The following is a 19,725-nucleotide window of genomic DNA, read 5'->3' as shown; positions in this document are numbered from 1 at the left end:
ACCTCAAATTATTTTATTAAGTGTAAAACAGTTAACCACTATCGCAGCCTGAAACTGCGATAACAACCCATAAGCACACGGATTTTCCAGCAGCATATGCTGACACTCCGACTGCGCAACCGGTTTCTTTTTCATAACATTATTAAGCACATAACCGAACGTAAGTGTGACAGTTCGGCGAAACCACGAGAAAACTCTTGTTTTTACAAGAGCGCCCTTGTTCAGTCCTCAATAACTGTTGCCAGCTCTTGAATCCTGAGAAGCGCCGAGATGGGTATAACATCGGCAGGTATGCAAAGCAGAGATGCAGAGTGCGGGGAACGAATCTTCACCAGAACGGTGAGACAGGTTAAGCAGCAGACAACGGTTCATTATTTCGTATCACCTCCACGGCCGCCCGTTAAGACGAACCCACAAGCCAAAACTCTGATTTCAACCCGGCTGGAAGTGGCAACACGAAAGAAACGTCGTGTGCTTTTTATTTAAGCCGCGCGCCGCGTTTTATACCCCACAATGGCAGAAAATTGCAAAAGATAAATACACAGAATGCCAGCATTGTCAGGAAAAATTTCCAGCCACGTTTTTAACAGAATGAGACACGATTAAAAAAAAAGTGGAAATCGGGTGAAGGAATGACCTAAAATAGCCATCCAGATGTTAATCCATCCATACTGATTAACACTCAGACTGCCAGTGTTTTTAACCTGTCGAGTCGTGGTAGGATCCGCTACCACAGAAAATCCACACAACAGTTTGAGCTAACCAAATTCTCTTTAGGCGATATTAAATATGGCAAAACACCTTTTTACGTCCGAGTCCGTCTCTGAAGGGCATCCTGACAAAATTGCTGACCAAATCTCTGATGCCGTTTTAGACGCGATCCTCGAACAGGATCCGAAAGCACGCGTTGCTTGCGAAACCTACGTAAAAACCGGCATGGTTTTAGTTGGCGGTGAAATCACTACCAGTGCCTGGGTAGACATCGAAGAGATCACCCGTAACACCGTTCGCGAAATTGGTTATGTGCATTCTGACATGGGCTTTGACGCTAACTCCTGTGCGGTCCTGAGCGCTATCGGCAAACAATCTCCTGACATCAACCAGGGCGTTGACCGTGCCGATCCGCTGGAACAGGGCGCGGGCGACCAGGGTCTGATGTTCGGCTACGCAACCAATGAAACCGACGTGCTGATGCCAGCCCCTATCACCTATGCACACCGTCTGGTACAGCGTCAGGCTGAAGTGCGTAAAAACGGCACTCTGCCTTGGCTGCGCCCGGACGCGAAAAGCCAGGTGACTTTCCAGTATGACGACGGCAAAATCGTCGGCATTGATGCTGTCGTGCTTTCCACTCAGCACTCTGAAGATATCGACCAGAAATCGCTGCAAGAAGCGGTAATGGAAGAGATCATCAAGCCGATTCTGCCGGCTGAATGGCTGACTTCCGCAACCAAATTCTTCATCAACCCGACCGGACGTTTTGTTATCGGCGGCCCGATGGGTGACTGCGGTCTGACTGGTCGTAAAATTATCGTTGATACCTACGGCGGCATGGCGCGTCACGGTGGCGGCGCGTTCTCTGGTAAAGATCCATCAAAAGTGGACCGTTCTGCAGCGTACGCTGCACGTTATGTAGCGAAAAATATCGTGGCTGCTGGCCTGGCTGACCGTTGCGAAATTCAGGTTTCCTACGCAATCGGCGTGGCTGAACCGACTTCCATCATGGTGGAAACTTTCGGTACTGAGAAAGTGCCTTCTGAACAGCTGACTCTGCTGGTACGCGAGTTCTTCGACCTGCGCCCATACGGTCTGATTCAGATGCTGGATCTGCTGCACCCGATCTACAAAGAAACCGCAGCATACGGTCACTTTGGTCGCGAACATTTCCCGTGGGAAAAAACCGACAAAGCGCAGCTGCTGCGCGATGCTGCCGGTCTGAAGTGATCTTTATTCACATGCTTTCAAAGGCCAGCCTCGCGCTGGCCTTTTTCTTTCACCTCACCGCGGTGGATAGGCGTTCACGCCGCATTCGGCATTGTGTCGGATGCGATGCTGCCGCATCTTATCCGACCTACAGATATCACCGCGCTCGTAGGCTGGATAAGGCATTCACGCCGCATCCGGCAAAAAAACCGCCCGCACAATAACATCATTCTTCCTGAACACGTTTTACCGCAAATTATCATCACTACTGAAACCGATTACACCAACCACAACAGCCAAATATTTGTAATATTTTCATATTATTATTCGGCTTTCACGGTTGTTACATTTCTTTTCAGCAAAGTCTTAATTGCAGATAACACTGCTTAATCTATGATGATATAACTCAATTATTTTCATGCACTTAAATTATAACCATAATAAATGTTAGTGTAATCGATTACACTGATGTGATTTGCTTCACATATTTTTATGTCGTACTCACCTATCTTAATTCACAATAAAAAATAACCATATTGGAGGGCATCATGCCTGACGCTAAAAAACAGGGGCGGTCAAACAAGGCAATGACGTTTTTCGTCTGCTTCCTTGCTGCTCTGGCGGGATTACTCTTTGGCCTGGATATCGGTGTAATTGCTGGCGCACTGCCGTTTATTGCAGATGAATTCCAGATTACCTCGCACACTCAAGAATGGGTCGTAAGTTCCATGATGTTTGGTGCGGCGGTCGGTGCGGTAGGCAGCGGCTGGCTCTCCTTTAAACTCGGGCGCAAAAAGAGCCTGATGATTGGCGCAATCCTGTTTGTTGCTGGCTCTCTGTTCTCTGCCGCTGCGCCGAACGTTGAAGTGCTGATTCTTTCCCGCGTGCTGCTGGGGCTGGCGGTGGGTGTGGCTTCCTATACCGCACCGCTGTACCTCTCTGAGATTGCGCCGGAAAAAATTCGCGGCAGTATGATCTCGATGTATCAGTTGATGATCACTATCGGGATCCTCGGCGCTTATCTTTCTGATACCGCCTTCAGCTACACCGGTGCATGGCGCTGGATGCTGGGTGTGATTATCATCCCGGCAATTCTGCTACTGATTGGCGTCTTCTTCCTGCCAGACAGCCCACGTTGGTTTGCTGCTAAACGCCGCTTTGTTGATGCCGAACGCGTGCTACTGCGCCTGCGCGACACCAGCACGGAAGCGAAACGCGAACTGGATGAAATCCGTGAAAGTTTGCAGGTAAAACAGAGCGGTTGGGCGCTGTTTAAAGAGAACAGTAACTTCCGTCGTGCGGTGTTCCTGGGTGTACTGTTGCAGGTGATGCAGCAATTCACCGGGATGAACGTCATCATGTATTACGCGCCAAAAATCTTCGAACTGGCGGGGTATACCAACACGACGGAACAAATGTGGGGGACCGTGATCGTCGGCCTGACCAACGTACTCGCTACCTTCATCGCAATTGGCCTTGTTGACCGTTGGGGACGTAAACCGACGCTGACGCTGGGCTTCCTGGTGATGGCTGTGGGCATGGGCGTACTGGGTACAATGATGCACATCGGTATTCACTCACCGTCGGCGCAGTATTTCGCCATCGCCATGCTGCTGATGTTTATTGTCGGTTTTGCCATGAGCGCGGGTCCTTTGATTTGGGTACTGTGTTCTGAAATCCAGCCGCTTAAAGGCCGCGACTTCGGTATCACCTGTTCCACCGCTACTAACTGGATTGCCAACATGATTGTCGGCGCAACGTTCCTGACCATGCTCAACACGCTGGGCAACGCCAATACCTTCTGGGTTTACGCGGGTCTGAACGTGCTGTTTATCCTGCTGACACTGTGGCTGGTGCCAGAAACCAAACACGTTTCGCTGGAACACATTGAACGTAATCTGATGAAAGGTCGTAAACTGCGCGAAATCGGCGCTCACGATTAATCTCCTCAGGCTTCCTCCCGTCGCGGAGGAAGCCACCTCTTGCAGTCATCTTTTCTTCGCTCTATCCTCTGCCGCTATGAAAACATCCCGTCTCCCTATCGCCATCCAACAGGCTGTTATGCGTCGCCTGCGGGAAAAGCTCGCCCAGGCCAACCTGAAGCTGGGGCGTAACTATCCGGAGCCAAAACTCTCATACACTCAGCGCGGAACCTCCGCAGGAACGGCCTGGCTGGAAAGCTATGAAATTCGCCTCAATCCGGTGTTATTGATGGAAAACTGCGAGGCGTTTATAGAAGAAGTGGTGCCGCACGAACTGGCGCATTTGCTGGTATGGAAACACTTTGGTCGCGTAGCGCCACATGGCAAAGAGTGGAAGTGGATGATGGAAAGCGTGCTGGGCGTTCCTGCACGTCGTACGCATCAGTTTGAACTGCAATCCGTGCGCCGTAACACTTTCCCCTACCGTTGCAAATGCCAGGAACATCAGCTTACCGTACGTCGTCATAACCGCGTGGTACGAGGCGAAGCCGTCTATCGCTGCGTTCACTGCGGCGAACAACTGGTTGCCCAATAACCAGTAGAACTATCAGGTATTTTACTGATCTGGCTGATTGCATACCAAAAAAACTTTCGCTACGTTGCTCGCTCGTTTTAACACGGAGTAAGTGATGTACCGTAATTTGTCTGTGGCTGCGGTGGTACTGAGCGCAGCATTATCCGGCACGGCGTTAGCCGAAGGCATCAATAGTTTTTCCCAGGCGAAAACAGCAGCGGTAAAAGTCTACGCTGATGTGCCGGGAACATTTTACTGCGGATGTAAAATTAACTGGCAGGGTAAAAAAGGCATCGTGGATCTGGAGTCGTGCGGGTACCAGGTTCGCAAAAATGAAAACCGCGCCAGCCGCGTAGAGTGGGAACATGTTGTTCCCGCCTGGCAGTTCGGCCACCAGCGTCAATGCTGGCAGGAAGGCGGTCGTAAAAACTGCGCTAAAGATCCGGTTTATCGCCAAATGGAAAGCGATATGCATAACCTGCAGCCCGCGATAGGTGAAGTGAACGGCGATCGCGGCAACTTTATGTACAGCCAGTGGAATGGCGGCGAAGGGCAATATGGGCAGTGTGCCATGAAGGTTGATTTCAAAGAAAAAGTTGCTGAACCGCCAGCTCATACCCGTGGCTCCATTGCGCGGATTTACTTCTACATGCGTGACCAGTACAACCTGACCCTCTCACGCCAGCAAACGCAGCTGTTTAACGCCTGGAACAAGATGTATCCGGTCACCGACTGGGAGTGTGAGCGTGACGAACGCATCGCGAAGGTGCAAGGCAATCACAACCCGTATGTGCAACGCGCTTGCCAGGCGCGAAAGAGCTAACCTACACTAGCGAAATTCTTTTTGTTAACCCTACCCCACGCGCGCAACCGCGTGGGGAGACGACGCGGATTTTTAACCATGCGTATCCCCCGCATTTATCATCCTGAACCACTCACCAGCAATTCGCATATCGCGCTTTGTGAAGATGCCGCTAACCATATCGGGCGCGTGCTGCGTATGGGGCCGGGTCAGGCATTACAGTTATTTGACGGCAGCAACCAGGTTTTTGACGCAGAAATCACCAGCGCCAGCAAAAAAAGCGTGGAAGTTAAAGTGCTGGAAGGCCAGGTAGACGATCGTGAATCCCCCTTGCATATTCACCTCGGTCAGGTGATGTCGCGCGGAGAAAAAATGGAATTCACTATCCAGAAATCGATAGAACTTGGCGTAAGCCTCATTACGCCACTTTTTTCTGAACGCTGCGGCGTTAAACTGGATAGCGAACGTCTGAACAAGAAGCTCCAGCAGTGGCAGAAAATTGCAATTGCCGCCTGCGAGCAGTGTGGTCGTAATCGGGTACCAGAAATCCGTCCGGCGATGGATCTGGAAGCCTGGTGTGCAGAGCAGGATGAAGGCTTGAAACTCAATCTTCACCCGCGCGCCAGTAACAGCATCAACACATTGCCGTTGCCGGTTGAACGCGTCCGCCTGCTGATTGGCCCGGAAGGCGGTTTGTCGGCAGATGAAATTGCCATGACTGCCCGCTATCAATTTACTGATATCCTGTTGGGACCTCGCGTTCTGCGTACTGAGACAACTGCGCTCACCGCCATTACCGCGCTACAAGTGCGTTTTGGCGATCTGGGCTAACGGAGAAGAATAATGATCAAGCTCGGCATCGTGATGGACCCCATCGCAAGCATCAACATCAAGAAAGATTCCAGTTTCGCTATGTTGCTGGAAGCACAGCGTCGTGGTTACGAACTTCACTATATGGAGATGGCCGATCTCTATTTGATCAATGGTGAGGCTCGCGCTCGTACGCGTACTTTGAGCGTCGAACAGAACTACGATAAATGGTACGAGTTCACGGGTGAGCAGGATCTGCAACTGGCCGATCTCGACGTGATCCTGATGCGTAAAGATCCGCCGTTTGATACCGAGTTTATCTACGCGACCTATATTCTGGAACGCGCCGAAGAGAAAGGAACGCTGATCGTCAACAAGCCACAGAGCCTGCGCGACTGTAACGAAAAACTGTTTACCGCCTGGTTCTCTGACTTAACACCAGAAACGCTGGTCACGCGTAATAAAGCGCAGTTGAAAGCGTTCTGGGAAAAACACAGCGACATCATTCTTAAGCCGCTGGACGGTATGGGTGGCGCATCTATTTTCCGCGTGAAAGAAGGCGATCCAAACCTCGGCGTCATTGCCGAAACCTTGACCGAACACGGCACTCGCTACTGCATGGCACAAAATTATCTGCCAGCTATTAAAGATGGCGACAAACGCGTGCTGGTGGTGGACGGCGAACCAGTACCGTACTGCCTGGCGCGTATTCCGCAAGGCGGCGAAACCCGTGGCAATCTGGCTGCCGGTGGTCGTGGCGAACCTCGTCCGCTAACTGAAAGTGACTGGAAAATCGCCCGTCAGGTAGGACCGACGCTGAAAGAAAAAGGGTTGATTTTTGTTGGCCTGGATATTATCGGTGACCGTCTGACAGAAATTAACGTCACCAGCCCAACCTGTATTCGTGAGATTGAAGCAGAGTTTCCGGTGTCTATCACCGGAATGTTAATGGATGCGATTGAAGCTCGTTTACAGCAGCAGTAACCCTGTTTAGCGAGAGGGATCTCGTTGAGACTATGAGTGACAGCGCCATACTTTCCACGCATACTGGGCGCTGTTGCTTTTTTGAACCAGGAAACAGAACCTCTGACAATGAATTTACAGCATCACTTTCTTATTGCCATGCCTGCTCTCCAGGATCCGATTTTCCGTCGTTCCGTGGTCTACATTTGCGAACATAATACCAATGGAGCAATGGGGATCATCATTAACAAGCCGCTGGAAAATCTCAAAATTGAAGGGATTCTGGAAAAGCTGAAGATCACGCCGGAGCCGCGTGATGAATCAATCCGTCTGGACAAACCGGTTATGCTTGGCGGTCCGTTGGCTGAAGATCGCGGGTTTATTTTGCATACTCCGCCATCCAATTTTGCGTCCAGTATTCGCATTTCAGATAACACGGTGATGACCACTTCCCGCGACGTGCTGGAAACTCTCGGCACCGATAAACAACCTGCTGACGTGATGGTAGCGCTTGGTTACTCCTCCTGGGAGAAAGGTCAACTGGAACAAGAAATTCTCGATAACGCGTGGCTAACTGCCCCGGCGGATCTGAATATTCTGTTCAAAACGCCGATTGCTGACCGCTGGCGCGATGCGGCAAAACTGATTGGTGTTGATATTCTCACCATGCCTGGCGTTGCGGGGCACGCCTGATGAGTGGAACCTTACTCGCCTTCGACTTCGGCACTAAAAGTATTGGCGTAGCGGTCGGCCAACGCATTACTGGCACCGCTCGTCCGCTACCCGCGATTAAAGCGCAGGACGGTACGCCAGACTGGAACATCCTCGAACGTTTACTGAAAGAGTGGCAGCCAGACGAAATCATCGTCGGTTTACCGCTGAATATGGACGGCACCGAGCAACCATTAACTGCTCGGGCGCGTAAATTCGCCAACCGTATTCATGGCCGTTTCGGTGTTGAAGTGAAGCTCCATGACGAGCGTCTTAGTACCGTGGAAGCACGTTCCGGTCTGTTTGAACAGGGCGGCTATCGGGCGCTAAACAAAGGCAAAGTCGACTCTGCCTCTGCGGTTATCATTCTCGAAAGTTATTTCGAGCAGGGATATTAAAGCGATTTACAATCATGGCGAATTGTCGTTAACGTCATCGCTCCGTCTTGCCGGATGCGGCGTAAACGCCTTATCCGGCCTACATGTGGCTGCAGTTGTAGGTCTGATAAGACGTGTCAGCGTCGCATCAGACATTTATTGCCAGATACGGCGTGAATGACTACATTTGTAGGCCTGATAAGCGTAGCGCATCAGGCATATTTACGATGCTAATCAACCACTTTATCCTCACAAGCGCCCTTCTTTCATCCGCTGCTGATAACTCTGCTGAAATGTTAACATCCCCACTTGTTGCCCGGTTTGAATAACATGCGGTAACTGGTGGGTTTTCCCTTCGCGAATCAAATTCCCCACCGCGGGTGTGTTAATCAGTAATTCAAACAGCGCCACGCGTCCTTCCTGTTTATCCACTTCCAGCTTTTGTGACAACACTGCCCGTAAACTACCCGCCAGTTGATTACGCACGGGATCTTTTTCTTGCGCCGGAAATGAATCCACCAGTCGCTCAACTGCCTGCGCGGCACCACGTGTATGTAAGGTTGCCAGCACCAGATGCCCGGTTTCTGCCGCCGTCAGCGCCAGACGTATCGTTTCGCTGTCACGCAGCTCTCCGAGCAAAATCACATCAGGATCTTCCCGCAATGCAGCCCGCAATCCCGATGCGAACGTCATACAATGCAAACCGATTTCCCGCTGCTGGATCAAACACCGGTGGCTGGCATAGAGATATTCCACAGGATCTTCCAGCGTCAGAATATGCGCATCGGCATGTTGATTGAGATAGCCAACCATCGCCGCCAGCGTGGTAGATTTTCCACTCCCCGTCGCCCCCGTCACCAGAATCAGGCCATTCTCGCTCTTGAGTAATTCCGGCAATACCGGTGGTGCGCCAAGCTGTTCGAGCTGCGGGCAGTGCGAAGGCAACAGCCGTAACGCCAGAGAAATGCCTTGCCGCTGCGCGAATGCGCTGCCACGCAATCGCTGGTTTTCCGCCAGCGACACGGCAAAATCAAGCTGACCATTCTCAAGCAACATCGCCCGCTGATCGTCATCCAGCCACTCCCGTAGCAACTCTTCGACGTCCGGCGCGTCAAACGGCGCGGCCTCTATTCTGCCGCGAATGCGCCATCGTGCGGGCCAGGCGCTGCACAGGTGTAGATCCGAGACGTTATGCTTTACACTAAGGGCCACAATTTCTTCCATATTCATACTAAGATCCTCGGAAAATGAACGATATTGCGCATAACCTGGCACAGGTCCGGGACAAAATCTCAGCGGCTGCAACGCGTTGCGGCCGTTCTCCAGAAGAAATTACGCTGCTTGCAGTCAGTAAAACAAAACCTGCGAGCGCCATCGCAGAAGCCATTGATGCCGGGCAGCGTCAATTTGGTGAAAACTACGTTCAGGAAGGGGTAGATAAAATTCGCCACTTTCAGGAACTGGGCGTAACAGGATTAGAATGGCATTTTATTGGCCCGTTGCAGTCTAATAAAAGCCGCCTGGTGGCAGAGCATTTCGACTGGTGTCATACCATCGACCGTTTGCGTATCGCTACCCGCCTGAACGACCAGCGACCGGCAGAACTTCCCCCTCTTAATGTACTGATTCAAATTAATATTAGTGATGAAAACAGTAAGTCCGGGATTCAACTGGCTGAACTGGACGAGCTGGCCGCTGCGGTCGCTGAACTACCGCGTTTACGTCTGCGCGGGTTGATGGCAATCCCTGCGCCTGAGTCAGAATATGTAAGGCAGTTTGAAGTTGCACGCCAAATGGCTGTAGCATTTACCGGACTGAAAACACGCTACCCGCATATCGACACGCTCTCTCTGGGAATGTCGGACGATATGGAAGCCGCCATTGCGGCAGGTAGCACGATGGTTCGTATCGGCACTGCAATTTTTGGTGCGCGTGATTACTCTAAAAAATAAGGAATTAAAAGAACGCCATGAATACGTTGACTTTCCTGCTTTCAACGGTCATTGAGCTGTATACCATGGTGCTGTTATTACGCATCTGGATGCAGTGGGCTCATTGTGATTTTTACAACCCCTTCTCACAGTTTGTGGTGAAGGTGACGCAGCCTATTATCGGGCCACTGCGCCGCGTTATTCCGGCAATGGGGCCGATTGACAGCGCCTCACTGCTGGTCGCGTACATTTTGAGTTTTATCAAAGCCATCGTGCTGTTCAAAGTGGTGACCTTCCTGCCGATCATCTGGATTGCAGGTTTGCTGATTCTGTTGAAAACCATCGGCCTGCTGATTTTCTGGGTCCTGCTGGTGATGGCGATTATGAGCTGGGTAAGCCAGGGTCGTAGCCCAATTGAATACGTGCTGATTCAGCTGGCCGATCCGCTGCTGCGCCCGATTCGCCGCCTGCTACCGGCAATGGGTGGGATTGACTTCTCGCCGATGATCCTCGTTCTGCTGCTGTATGTCATCAATATGGGTGTCGCAGAAGTATTACAGGCGACCGGAAATATGCTGCTGCCGGGGCTGTGGATGGCGTTATGAGTGCCGTAACAGTTAACGATGACGGTCTGGTTTTACGGCTCTATATTCAGCCGAAAGCCAGCCGTGATTCTATTGTCGGTTTACATGGCGACGAGGTAAAAGTCGCCATTACCGCACCGCCGGTTGACGGTCAGGCCAACAACCATCTGGTGAAGTTTCTCGGTAAGCAATTCCGGGTTGCCAAAAGCCAGGTGGTGATTGAGAAAGGCGAACTTGGCCGCCACAAACAAATTAAAATCATTAATCCGCAACAAATCCCGCCAGAAATCGCGGCGTTAATTAATTAGGTATCCTATGCAAAAAGTTGTCCTCGCAACCGGCAATGCCGGTAAAGTGCGTGAGCTGGCGTCGCTGCTTAGCGACTTCGGTCTTGATATCGTGGCCCAAACAGACCTCGGCGTAGATTCCGCTGAAGAAACCGGCCTGACCTTTATCGAAAACGCGATTCTGAAAGCGCGCCATGCGGCAAAAGTGACCGGTTTACCGGCAATTGCCGACGACTCCGGTCTGGCGGTAGATGTACTTGGTGGCGCGCCAGGCATTTACTCCGCGCGTTATTCCGGTGAAGACGCGACTGATCAAAAGAATCTGCAAAAACTGCTGGAAACACTGAAAGACGTACCGGACGACCAACGTCAGGCGCGTTTCCACTGCGTGCTGGTATATCTGCGTCACGCGGAAGATCCGACTCCGCTGGTGTGCCACGGTAGCTGGCCAGGCGTGATTACTCGTGAACCTGCGGGTACTGGCGGCTTTGGTTATGATCCAATCTTCTTCGTACCTTCCGAAGGGAAAACCGCTGCTGAACTGACTCGCGAAGAAAAGAGCGCCATTTCCCACCGTGGTCAGGCGTTGAAACTGCTGCTGGACGCTTTACGTAATGGTTAAATTACCGCCGCTGAGTCTCTACATTCACATCCCGTGGTGCGTGCAGAAATGCCCGTACTGCGATTTCAACTCTCACGCGTTGAAAGGAGAAGTGCCGCACGACGATTATGTTCAGCATCTTCTTTGCGATCTGGACAACGATGTGGCTTACGCTCAGGGCCGTGAAGTGCAGACAATTTTTATTGGCGGTGGTACGCCGAGCCTGCTTTCCGGCCCAGCGATGCAAACGCTGCTGGACGGCGTGCGTGCGCGTTTGCCGCTGGCAGCGGATGCAGAAATTACTATGGAAGCGAACCCTGGTACGGTAGAAGCCGATCGCTTTGTCGATTATCAGCGTGCTGGCGTGAACCGCATCTCTATTGGCGTACAGAGTTTTAGCGAAGAAAAGCTGAAACGACTTGGGCGCATTCATGGCCCGCAAGAAGCGAAACGAGCTGTGAATCTGGCAAGCGGGCTGGGGCTGCGTAGTTTTAACCTTGATTTGATGCATGGGCTGCCGGATCAATCACTGGAAGAGGCGCTTGGCGATCTGCGCCAGGCCATTGAACTGAATCCGCCGCATCTTTCCTGGTATCAACTGACCATCGAACCTAATACGCTGTTTGGCTCGCGTCCTCCCGTACTGCCGGACGATGATGCGTTATGGGATATTTTCGAACAGGGGCATCAGTTGTTAACCGCAGCGGGTTATCAGCAATATGAAACTTCCGCTTACGCCAAACCCGGTTATCAGTGCCAGCACAATCTCAACTACTGGCGCTTTGGTGACTACATCGGTATTGGTTGCGGCGCACACGGCAAAGTGACCTTCCCGGATGGGCGCATTCTGCGTACCACCAAAACGCGCCATCCGCGTGGTTTTATGCAGGGAAGGTATCTGGAAAGCCAGCGTGATGTAGAAGCCGCAGATAAGCCGTTTGAGTTCTTTATGAATCGCTTCCGGTTGCTGGAGGCCGCGCCGCGCATGGAGTTTAGCCAGTATACTGGCCTTTCTGAAGAAGTTATTCGCCCACAGTTAGAAGAGGCTATCGCTCAGGGTTATCTCACTGAGTGTGCGGATTACTGGCAGATAACGGAACATGGGAAGTTGTTTTTAAATTCGCTGCTGGAGCTTTTTCTGGCTGAGTAAATTTGTATTGCCGGATGCGGCGTGTACGCAGCATTCGGCTACAACTCATGCGTCATCGCAAAAATTACTTAATCACCCCATTGCGCCGCAATTGTTCGGTATCTTTTTTCCAGCGTTCATTAGCCTGGTTGATATCGTCAATTTTCATCAAAATCGTGACTTTTTTACTGTTTATTTCTGAAACTTTCATCGTTAACGGATATTGCCCTTTTTCGAGCGTTACCCAGTCATCCTGCAATTTACGGCTAAGTTTTTGTGATTGCAGAAAAGTCTGTCGCCGTTGTTCGTTGATATCGAAATCTCGTTTCTGCTGAATCGGCACTTCATAACACTCTTCACTCTGTTTATGACATGCCGCAATCGCCGGTTGATAAACCTCTTTGTCATATTTAACCGCGAACGCCTCGCTATCATTCTGTTTATTAAACTCATCACGCTGTTGGTGAATTTTTTTAAAGGCGTCTTCGCGGGTCATTTGCTTACCGTTTGCATCTTTTCCCCAATATGCATCCGCTGCTTTCTGCGCCGCCACCATTTTCTTATCAAGCTCTTTCACTTCCTTTTCCAGCTCAGGAATCGAGTTCTTCTGGTTATTCAATGCAGACTCAAGCTGACTAAAGCGATAATTGAAATCTTCGCTATTCACGATCAGGTATTTATTATTCGTTTTGATATCGTCGACCACCCGACCACGATCGCTGGCTGCCGCCTGAAAAGAGTAAAAGTTCACCGACCAGCCAGACGCGGGCGTTCCTTTACTGGTTAACATCGCCGAGAATTTTACCGGTTTATCTTTCGTCCATGTCTGTTCCAGCAGTTCGTAATCTGCCAACTGACCGACCCAGGTATAGAGATCATCGCTGGAAGAAACATCGCCTTCTGCTGACCAGGTGGCCTGATTACCTTTCGCATCAAGGTTTTTTAAACTGATGGCATCAAGCTTGAGAATGCCGTGATACTGCTTTTTGAATTGATCTTTTAAGATATTTTCAGTTGGCGGTTCGCCATCTGCCCAGACATTACCAGACATCAACACAAACAGCGCAGTGCCTACAATCCATTGCTTTTTCACCGGAACACCCTCACGCGGAATAATTTATTCAAGTGATTATCATTAGCGTAATCACAATTGGCAATGGACGTGAGTCTGAAGTGATTAAGCCCCGGCGCGATACCGGGGCGAAGTGATTAGTACTGATTGAAGATCTGCTGGATCTGCTGCGGATCTTTGGTTTGCGTCAGAGCCAGTTGCAGCAGGACGCGCGCTTTTTGCGGGTTCAGCGTACCAGAGGCAACAAAACCGTATTTCGCATCATCCACTTCGGCATCCTGAGTGGTAGCTCCCGTCGGCACACGGGAAGAACGCACTACCGCAGTGCCATTTTTCGCGGCGGTTGCCAACGTGTCGAACACGGATTTATACAGGTTACCGTTACCCACACCGGCGCTAACGATGCCGTCATAACCCGCATCTACCAGGGCTTTAGCCGGAAGATCGGATGCGTTAGCGTAGTTATAAACAATGCCGACTTTCGGCAGTTCATTCAACTTAGAGACATCAAACGGCGTGTCGCTGGTGTGCTTACGTGCCGGGGTACGTTGGTAGTCAATCTTACCGTTGTGAATGTATCCCAGCGGACCGTAGTTAACAGACTTAAAGGTCGCTACATCAGTGGTGTTGGTTTTGGTGACGTCACGACCATCCAGCACGGTGTCGTTCATCACTACCAGAACGCCACGGTTGGCGGAGGCTTTATCTGCCGCAGTTACTACCGCGTTATACAGGTTGAATGGACCGTCTGCACTCATGGAGGTGGACGGACGCATTGCGCCAACCATCACCACGGGCTTGTCGCATTTTACCGTCAGGTCGAGGAAGTAAGCAGTCTCTTCCATCGTGTCAGTACCGTGGGTAATAACGAAGCCGTCGGTTTTATCGCAGTCGGTGTTAATTTTTTTCGCCAGTGTCAGCCAGACATTATCGTTCATGTCCTGGGAGCCGATATTCACGACCTGCTCGCCTTTAACATTCGCAATGTCCTTCAGTTGCGGCACCGCATTGACCAGATTTTCTACGCCAACTTTACCTGCTGTGTAGTTAGATTTGGTTGCGGAGTCACCACCACCAGCAATAGTCCCGCCGGTCGCTAAAATAGTGATATTCGGTAATGCCAATGCTGCGCCACTAAAACCCATAACCAGTGCGGCAAGTGCCGTCTTTTTGAAAAACTCCATTTCATTCCTCCAGTTACGTGAACGCTACGTATTATCCCTTAGCTTTGTATAGGAAATTTGACGTTAAACAATTAACTTCATGAATAGATTTTAGAGATCTATAAAAATTAGAGGCAGGTAACAAAATGAAGAATTAAGCGGCATAAAAAAGCATTATGCCGTCTTAAACTAGAGGATTATTTCAAATTCCCGACCAGGGCTTTACGGCTGTCTTCCAGAGTCACAACACGGCTACAGACATCTTTGCCAAATTGCTGGAAATCTTTTTCCTGTTTTTTCCACTCGGTTTGGATTGAGGATTGCAGTCCCCCCAGGCTTCCCAGCACATTCTGCAACGGGTTACCGCCACTTTTCAGCACCGCTTTCGCGCCCATTTCGTTAATGCTGTCCTGCAAAATCCCGCCCATCGCCTGATTCACTAATTGCTGGCCTTCGGCGCGAACCTGATCAATTGCTTTATAGTGGAACGTCAGGCCATCGCTGCGCGTTTCGATAATACGATTCATCTGTTCTTTCAGCTGCGCATCAAGTTTGGTCAGACGGCTGCGCATTTTGCTGCTTTCGCCCATCTCCTGAACAATAATTTTATCCAGCGCAACGCGTGCTTTCTCGACGCGGCTTTTCGCGCCTTCATCAATCCACGGCAGCGTGCTACGCAGCTCAGCCTGATAATCCTTCGCCTGTTCGCGCTGGGCGGCGTTCAGGGAATATTGCTTACCGTTGTACATCACGTTGCCGTCTGGCGTGATCACCAGGTTGCCGTTTTCGCCCTTCACCTGCACGGTTTGCGGGCTGACAATCACATCGTCACGCGGCGTAACGCTGCACTGGTAGTCGGCGTGAGCGGTCATTGCCGTCACTGAAAGTGCTGCCGCCAGCAGCATTTTGCGCATCATAGTCTTCCCTCAAGAACAAATCAGGCCAGCATTTGCTGGCCCCAGATTGCTGACAAAGTACACGTTATCCATGCCGGATGCGGCGTAAACGCCTTATCCGGCCTACTCGATTGTGCATCTTTGTAGGCCTGATAAGCGTAGCGCATCAGGCAGTTTTACATTTGTCATCGCCCGTATGCTTTATTAGTCCCACCAAACATCGAAAAGTTCGCTGGTGCGTACCTCATCCAGTTTGCGCTCTTCCAGCCAATTACGCACAATCGCCTGATGTTCTTCGGTGCATTTGCCGATTTCCTGCATACAGATCAGACCTTCCCAGGCCAGATAACCGCTGCCGTCAAAGGCCAGTTTGTTCGGTTCGATAACCTCGTTAATAAAGTCATCAACGGTTTTATCAATCTGTTCTTCCGATGTACCTTCCGGGAATCGCCATGCCACCGAAAATCCTAATTCCTGGAATTCGTCGATGTGCATTTTTTTACGCAGACGACGGCTACGGTTCTTTGCCATTATTTCACCCTCTCGAACATTAAGTCCCATACTCCGTGACCAAGACGATGACCACGTTGTTCAAATTTCGTCACCGGACGTGATGCCGGGCGCGGTACGTAATCGTTGCTCTCTGACAGGTTTTTATAACCGTCAATGGAAGACATCACTTCGAGCATATGTTCCGCATAAGGTTCCCAATCGGTCGCCATATGGAATACGCCCCCCAGCTGCAGTTTGCTTTTTACCAGTTCGGCAAACGGCACCTGAACGATACGGCGTTTATTATGGCGCGCTTTGTGCCACGGGTCAGGGAAAAAGAGCTGCACCATGCGCAATGAATTGTCAGGAATCATTTTATGCAGCACTTCAACCGCGTCGTGGCACATCACGCGCAGGTTGCTTAAGCCCTCTTCATGCGCAGAAGCCAGGCATGCACCAACGCCCGGTGAATGCACTTCAATGCCGAGGAAGTCCTGCTCGGGGCGTTCTTTAGCCATTGCCACCAGCGAAGCGCCCATGCCAAAACCAATCTCAAGCGTCACCGGCGCTTCACGGCCAAAAAGCGCAGGGAAATCCAGCATATCTTCGCTGAACTCAACGCCCATCACCGGCCAGTAGTTTTCCAGCGCATGTTCCTGGCCTTTGGTCAGTCGCCCCTGGCGGCGCACAAAACTACGGATACGGCGCAGTGGGCGGCCGTTTTCATCAAATTCCGGTGAGATGACGTCGTTTTTCATAAAGATTTAGTCGCTTGTGAAAGTGTTCTGAAAACGGGCATTATCCAAAGTTAGTTGGCGGATGCAAGCATGATAAGGCCGTAGCTGCGGAAAGTTCCGGTTTACACCCCGCCGCCGCTGTGCTGCAATCTTGCCCCCAACAACAGTGAATTCGGTGACCATGCAAGCGTCGCAATTTTCAGCCCAGGTTCTGGACTGGTACGATAAATACGGGCGGAAAACGCTGCCCTGGCAAATTGACAAGACGCCCTACAAAGTATGGCTCTCAGAAGTGATGTTGCAACAAACTCAGGTTGCGACCGTTATCCCCTATTTTGAACGCTTTATGGCGCGTTTCCCGACGGTGACCGATCTCGCCAATGCGCCGCTGGATGAAGTTCTCCACTTATGGACCGGACTTGGCTATTACGCCCGCGCGCGCAATCTGCATAAAGCGGCACAGCAAGTTGCCACCTTACACGGCGGTAAATTCCCGGAAACCTTTGAGGAAGTTGCGGCGTTACCAGGCGTAGGGCGTTCCACTGCAGGCGCGATTCTCTCGCTTTCTCTGGGTAAGCACTTTCCGATTCTCGACGGTAACGTCAAACGCGTGTTAGCACGCTGCTATGCTGTAAGCGGCTGGCCAGGGAAAAAAGAGGTCGAGAATAAACTGTGGAATCTGAGCGAGCAGGTGACGCCTGCCGTCGGCGTGGAGCGGTTTAATCAGGCGATGATGGATTTAGGCGCGATGATATGCACGCGTTCGAAGCCGAAATGTTCGCTCTGCCCGCTACAAAACGGTTGTATTGCCGCCGCTAATAATAGCTGGTCGCTTTATCCGGGCAAAAAACCGAAACAGACGCTGCCGGAGCGCACTGGCTACTTTTTGCTGTTACAGCACGAAGATGAAGTATTGCTGGCGCAGCGCCCGCCAAGTGGATTGTGGGGCGGTTTATACTGTTTCCCGCAGTTTGCCGACGAAGACAGTTTGCGGCAGTGGCTGGCGCAACGGCAGATTGCTGCCGATAACCTGACGCAACTGACCGCGTTTCGTCATACCTTCAGCCATTTCCATTTAGATATTGTGCCTATGTGGCTTCCCGTGTCGTCATTCACCGGTTGCATGGATGAAGGCAATGCGCTCTGGTATAACTTAGCGCAACCGCCGTCAGTTGGCCTGGCGGCTCCCGTGGAGCGTTTGTTACAGCAGTTACGCACTGGCGCGCCGGTTTAGCGCGTGAGTCGATAAAGAGGATGATTTATGAGCAGAACGATTTTTTGTACTTTCCTGCAACGTGAAGCAGAAGGTCAGGATTTTCAGCTGTACCCCGGCGAACTGGGAAAACGCATCTATAACGAGATCTCCAAAGAAGCCTGGGCGCAGTGGCAGCACAAACAAACCATGCTGATTAATGAAAAGAAACTCAACATGATGAATGCCGAGCACCGCAAACTGCTGGAGCAGGAGATGGTCAACTTCCTGTTCGAGGGTAAAGAGGTGCATATCGAGGGCTATACGCCGGAAGATAAAAAATAAAAACAGTGCCGGAGCACGCCTCCGGCAACTTGCATAAAAACAAACACAACACGCACCCGGAATGATGAAAAAATATCTCGCGCTGGCTTTGATTGCGCCGTTGCTCATCTCCTGTTCGACGACCAAAAAAGGCGATACCTATAACGAAGCCTGGGTCAAAGATACCAACGGTTTTGATATTCTGATGGGGCAATTTGCCCACAATATTGAGAACATCTGGGGATTCAAAGAGGTGGTGATCGCCGGTCCTAAGGACTACGTGAAATACACCGATCAATATCAGACCCGCAGCCACATCAACTTCGATGACGGTACGATCACTATCGAAACTATCGCCGGGACAGAACCTGCTGCGCATCTGCGTCGGGCAATTATTAAAACGTTGCTGATGGGTGACGATCCGAGTTCGGTCGATCTCTATTCCGACGTTGATGATATTACGATTTCGAAAGAACCTTTCCTTTACGGTCAGGTGGTAGATAACACCGGGCAGCCGATTCGCTGGGAAGGTCGCGCGAGCAACTTCGCGGATTATCTGCTGAAAAACCGTCTGCAAAGCCGCAGCAACGGGCTGCATATCATCTATAGCGTCACCATTAACATGGTGCCGAACCACCTTGATAAACGTGCGCATAAATATCTCGGCATGGTCCGCCAGGCATCACGGAAATATGGCGTTGATGAGTCGCTGATTCTGGCAATTATGCAGACCGAATCTTCCTTTAACCCGTATGCGGTCAGCCGTTCCGATGCGCTGGGATTAATGCAGGTGGTACAACACACAGCCGGGAAAGATGTTTTCCGTTCACAGGGGAAATCCGGTACGCCGAGCCGCAGTTTCTTGTTTGATCCTGCCAGTAATATTGATACCGGCACCGCGTATCTGGCGATACTGAACAATGTCTATCTCGGCGGAATTGATAACCCAACGTCGCGGCGTTATGCCGTCATCACCGCCTATAACGGTGGCGCAGGCAGCGTGTTACGCGTTTTCTCTAACGATAAGATTCAGGCTGCTAATATTATTAATACCATGACACCGGGCGATGTTTATCAGACGCTGACGACCCGCCATCCTTCTGCGGAGTCTCGTCGCTATCTTTATAAAGTGAACACGGCGCAAAAATCTTACCGTCGCCGATAATTCCACTTACCGCCCCTTGACCATGCCCAGGGGCAAAAGTGTTATCTGCCTCACAATTTCGTTTTGCAAA

General features: G+C 51.0%; 24 protein-coding genes and 1 pseudogene. 16 read left to right on the top strand and 9 right to left on the bottom strand.

Annotated elements, in window-relative coordinates; all coding sequences use genetic code 11:
• Positions 1–3: 3 nt before the first annotated feature.
• From yqgB to D9742_RS23685, 3 genes and pseudogenes are all read right to left on the bottom strand, one after another.
• On the bottom strand, positions 4–135 hold the full coding sequence (gene yqgB, locus D9742_RS14830; RefSeq protein ID WP_130237402.1) for an acid stress response protein YqgB: 132 nt from the start codon (positions 133–135) through the stop codon (positions 4–6).
• 93 nt (positions 136–228) lie between these two features.
• A complete protein-coding gene (yqgG, locus tag D9742_RS23690; RefSeq protein ID WP_276319709.1) occupies positions 229–372 on the bottom strand; it encodes a protein YqgG in 144 nt (47 codons plus the stop codon).
• Positions 373–482: 110 nt separating this feature from the next.
• A pseudogene (locus D9742_RS23685) lies at positions 483–734 on the bottom strand (hypothetical protein).
• Positions 735–789: 55 nt separating this feature from the next.
• On the opposite strand from D9742_RS23685, the gene metK reads away from it, so the two are divergent.
• From metK to ruvX, 8 genes are all read left to right on the top strand, one after another.
• On the top strand, positions 790–1,944 hold the full coding sequence (metK, locus tag D9742_RS14815; protein ID WP_130237401.1) for a methionine adenosyltransferase: 1,155 nt from the start codon (positions 790–792) through the stop codon (positions 1,942–1,944).
• 527 nt (positions 1,945–2,471) lie between these two features.
• A complete protein-coding gene (gene galP / locus D9742_RS14810; protein ID WP_130237400.1) occupies positions 2,472–3,866 on the top strand; it encodes a galactose/proton symporter in 1,395 nt (464 codons plus the stop codon).
• A 76-nt stretch (positions 3,867–3,942) separates the two neighbouring features.
• Entirely contained in the window at positions 3,943–4,440 is a 498-nt protein-coding gene (locus D9742_RS14805) for a SprT family zinc-dependent metalloprotease (protein ID WP_130237399.1), read from the top strand.
• A 94-nt stretch (positions 4,441–4,534) separates the two neighbouring features.
• On the top strand, positions 4,535–5,242 hold the full coding sequence (endA, locus tag D9742_RS14800; protein ID WP_130237398.1) for a deoxyribonuclease I: 708 nt from the start codon (positions 4,535–4,537) through the stop codon (positions 5,240–5,242).
• A gap of 78 nt (positions 5,243–5,320) precedes the next feature.
• A complete protein-coding gene (rsmE, locus tag D9742_RS14795; RefSeq protein WP_130237397.1) occupies positions 5,321–6,052 on the top strand; it encodes a 16S rRNA (uracil(1498)-N(3))-methyltransferase in 732 nt (243 codons plus the stop codon).
• A 12-nt stretch (positions 6,053–6,064) separates the two neighbouring features.
• Positions 6,065–7,015 carry a glutathione synthase gene (gene gshB / locus D9742_RS14790; protein ID WP_130207907.1) on the top strand — a complete coding sequence of 317 codons (951 nt, stop codon included), beginning with the start codon at positions 6,065–6,067 and terminating at the stop codon, positions 7,013–7,015.
• A gap of 108 nt (positions 7,016–7,123) precedes the next feature.
• Positions 7,124–7,687, top strand: coding sequence for a YqgE/AlgH family protein (locus D9742_RS14785; RefSeq protein WP_130237396.1), 564 nt, complete (start codon positions 7,124–7,126; stop codon positions 7,685–7,687).
• Entirely contained in the window at positions 7,687–8,103 is a 417-nt protein-coding gene (gene ruvX, locus D9742_RS14780) for a Holliday junction resolvase RuvX (protein WP_130221432.1), read from the top strand. Before D9742_RS14785 ends, ruvX begins: the two co-directional genes overlap by 1 nt.
• Before the next feature lie 228 nt (positions 8,104–8,331).
• On the opposite strand, the gene D9742_RS14775 is transcribed toward ruvX, so the two are convergent.
• Positions 8,332–9,312 carry a type IV pilus twitching motility protein PilT gene (locus D9742_RS14775; RefSeq protein WP_130237395.1) on the bottom strand — a complete coding sequence of 327 codons (981 nt, stop codon included), beginning with the start codon at positions 9,310–9,312 and terminating at the stop codon, positions 8,332–8,334.
• Between the two features lie 17 nt (positions 9,313–9,329).
• On the opposite strand from D9742_RS14775, the gene yggS reads away from it, so the two are divergent.
• The 5 genes from yggS to hemW are packed head-to-tail and all read left to right on the top strand — an operon-like array spanning position 9,330 to position 12,635.
• A complete protein-coding gene (gene yggS, locus D9742_RS14770; protein ID WP_073534959.1) occupies positions 9,330–10,034 on the top strand; it encodes a pyridoxal phosphate homeostasis protein in 705 nt (234 codons plus the stop codon).
• A gap of 17 nt (positions 10,035–10,051) precedes the next feature.
• On the top strand, positions 10,052–10,618 hold the full coding sequence (gene yggT / locus D9742_RS14765; RefSeq protein WP_001094831.1) for an osmotic shock tolerance protein YggT: 567 nt from the start codon (positions 10,052–10,054) through the stop codon (positions 10,616–10,618).
• Positions 10,615–10,905, top strand: coding sequence for a DUF167 family protein YggU (gene yggU / locus D9742_RS14760; RefSeq protein WP_001277217.1), 291 nt, complete (start codon positions 10,615–10,617; stop codon positions 10,903–10,905). The genes yggT and yggU overlap by 4 nt, the downstream gene beginning before the upstream one ends.
• Positions 10,906–10,912: 7 nt before the next feature.
• Entirely contained in the window at positions 10,913–11,506 is a 594-nt protein-coding gene (locus D9742_RS14755) for an XTP/dITP diphosphatase (protein WP_001174747.1), read from the top strand.
• Positions 11,499–12,635, top strand: a complete 1,137-nt coding sequence (gene hemW / locus D9742_RS14750) for a radical SAM family heme chaperone HemW (RefSeq protein WP_130237394.1) — start codon at positions 11,499–11,501, stop codon at positions 12,633–12,635. The genes D9742_RS14755 and hemW overlap by 8 nt, the downstream gene beginning before the upstream one ends.
• 64 nt (positions 12,636–12,699) lie before the next feature.
• Here the strand turns inward: hemW and D9742_RS14745 are convergent, their stop codons facing one another.
• The 5 genes from D9742_RS14745 to trmB form a co-directional block, all read right to left on the bottom strand.
• Positions 12,700–13,707: a DUF1202 family protein gene (locus D9742_RS14745; RefSeq protein WP_130237393.1), complete on the bottom strand. Its 1,008-nt coding sequence runs from the start codon at positions 13,705–13,707 to the stop codon at positions 12,700–12,702.
• Positions 13,708–13,823: 116 nt separating this feature from the next.
• Entirely contained in the window at positions 13,824–14,870 is a 1,047-nt protein-coding gene (gene ansB / locus D9742_RS14740; RefSeq protein WP_000394125.1) for an L-asparaginase 2, read from the bottom strand.
• A 176-nt stretch (positions 14,871–15,046) separates the two neighbouring features.
• Entirely contained in the window at positions 15,047–15,766 is a 720-nt protein-coding gene (locus D9742_RS14735) for a DUF2884 family protein (protein WP_000984799.1), read from the bottom strand.
• A gap of 183 nt (positions 15,767–15,949) precedes the next feature.
• Entirely contained in the window at positions 15,950–16,276 is a 327-nt protein-coding gene (locus D9742_RS14730) for a YggL family protein (protein WP_044865674.1), read from the bottom strand.
• Positions 16,276–16,995, bottom strand: a complete 720-nt coding sequence (trmB, locus tag D9742_RS14725; protein WP_000786920.1) for a tRNA (guanosine(46)-N7)-methyltransferase TrmB — start codon at positions 16,993–16,995, stop codon at positions 16,276–16,278. Before trmB ends, D9742_RS14730 begins: the two co-directional genes overlap by 1 nt.
• Before the next feature lie 160 nt (positions 16,996–17,155).
• Here trmB and mutY point away from each other — a divergent pair, with 160 nt between their 5' ends.
• From mutY to mltC, 3 genes are all read left to right on the top strand, one after another.
• Positions 17,156–18,208, top strand: a complete 1,053-nt coding sequence (mutY, locus tag D9742_RS14720) for an A/G-specific adenine glycosylase (RefSeq protein WP_130237392.1) — start codon at positions 17,156–17,158, stop codon at positions 18,206–18,208.
• A 27-nt stretch (positions 18,209–18,235) separates the two neighbouring features.
• The gene (locus D9742_RS14715) at positions 18,236–18,511 is read left to right on the top strand and encodes an oxidative damage protection protein (protein ID WP_000091700.1); all 276 of its coding nucleotides are present in this window, start codon (positions 18,236–18,238) and stop codon (positions 18,509–18,511) included.
• A 64-nt stretch (positions 18,512–18,575) separates the two neighbouring features.
• Positions 18,576–19,655 (top strand): membrane-bound lytic murein transglycosylase MltC, encoded by a 1,080-nt coding sequence (gene mltC / locus D9742_RS14710; RefSeq protein ID WP_130237488.1) that lies wholly within the window; start codon positions 18,576–18,578, stop codon positions 19,653–19,655.
• The last annotated feature ends 70 nt before the right edge of the window (positions 19,656–19,725 follow it).

The sequence above is a fragment of the Escherichia sp. E1V33 genome (assembly GCF_004211955.1).
Lineage (GTDB): Bacteria > Pseudomonadota > Gammaproteobacteria > Enterobacterales > Enterobacteriaceae > Escherichia.
Note: the sequence above shows the minus strand (reverse complement) of the source record. Positions and strands in the feature narration are given on the sequence as shown.

Bases quoted from the DNA above. Each gene is read 5' to 3' on its own strand.
- yqgB (WP_130237402.1), bottom strand. From the start codon at position 135: ATGAAAAAGAAACCGGTTGCGCAGTCGGAGTGTCAGCATATGCTGCTG.
- yqgG (WP_276319709.1), bottom strand. From the start codon at position 372: ATGAACCGTTGTCTGCTGCTTAACCTGTCTCACCGTTCTGGTGAAGAT.
- metK (WP_130237401.1), top strand. From the start codon at position 790: ATGGCAAAACACCTTTTTACGTCCGAGTCCGTCTCTGAAGGGCATCCT.
- galP (WP_130237400.1), top strand. From the start codon at position 2,472: ATGCCTGACGCTAAAAAACAGGGGCGGTCAAACAAGGCAATGACGTTT.
- D9742_RS14805 (WP_130237399.1), top strand. From the start codon at position 3,943: ATGAAAACATCCCGTCTCCCTATCGCCATCCAACAGGCTGTTATGCGT.
- endA (WP_130237398.1), top strand. From the start codon at position 4,535: ATGTACCGTAATTTGTCTGTGGCTGCGGTGGTACTGAGCGCAGCATTA.
- rsmE (WP_130237397.1), top strand. From the start codon at position 5,321: ATGCGTATCCCCCGCATTTATCATCCTGAACCACTCACCAGCAATTCG.
- gshB (WP_130207907.1), top strand. From the start codon at position 6,065: ATGATCAAGCTCGGCATCGTGATGGACCCCATCGCAAGCATCAACATC.
- D9742_RS14785 (WP_130237396.1), top strand. From the start codon at position 7,124: ATGAATTTACAGCATCACTTTCTTATTGCCATGCCTGCTCTCCAGGAT.
- ruvX (WP_130221432.1), top strand. From the start codon at position 7,687: ATGAGTGGAACCTTACTCGCCTTCGACTTCGGCACTAAAAGTATTGGC.
- D9742_RS14775 (WP_130237395.1), bottom strand. From the start codon at position 9,312: ATGAATATGGAAGAAATTGTGGCCCTTAGTGTAAAGCATAACGTCTCG.
- yggS (WP_073534959.1), top strand. From the start codon at position 9,330: ATGAACGATATTGCGCATAACCTGGCACAGGTCCGGGACAAAATCTCA.
- yggT (WP_001094831.1), top strand. From the start codon at position 10,052: ATGAATACGTTGACTTTCCTGCTTTCAACGGTCATTGAGCTGTATACC.
- yggU (WP_001277217.1), top strand. From the start codon at position 10,615: ATGAGTGCCGTAACAGTTAACGATGACGGTCTGGTTTTACGGCTCTAT.
- D9742_RS14755 (WP_001174747.1), top strand. From the start codon at position 10,913: ATGCAAAAAGTTGTCCTCGCAACCGGCAATGCCGGTAAAGTGCGTGAG.
- hemW (WP_130237394.1), top strand. From the start codon at position 11,499: ATGGTTAAATTACCGCCGCTGAGTCTCTACATTCACATCCCGTGGTGC.
- ansB (WP_000394125.1), bottom strand. From the start codon at position 14,870: ATGGAGTTTTTCAAAAAGACGGCACTTGCCGCACTGGTTATGGGTTTT.
- D9742_RS14735 (WP_000984799.1), bottom strand. From the start codon at position 15,766: ATGATGCGCAAAATGCTGCTGGCGGCAGCACTTTCAGTGACGGCAATG.
- D9742_RS14730 (WP_044865674.1), bottom strand. From the start codon at position 16,276: ATGGCAAAGAACCGTAGCCGTCGTCTGCGTAAAAAAATGCACATCGAC.
- trmB (WP_000786920.1), bottom strand. From the start codon at position 16,995: ATGAAAAACGACGTCATCTCACCGGAATTTGATGAAAACGGCCGCCCA.
- mutY (WP_130237392.1), top strand. From the start codon at position 17,156: ATGCAAGCGTCGCAATTTTCAGCCCAGGTTCTGGACTGGTACGATAAA.
- D9742_RS14715 (WP_000091700.1), top strand. From the start codon at position 18,236: ATGAGCAGAACGATTTTTTGTACTTTCCTGCAACGTGAAGCAGAAGGT.
- mltC (WP_130237488.1), top strand. From the start codon at position 18,576: ATGAAAAAATATCTCGCGCTGGCTTTGATTGCGCCGTTGCTCATCTCC.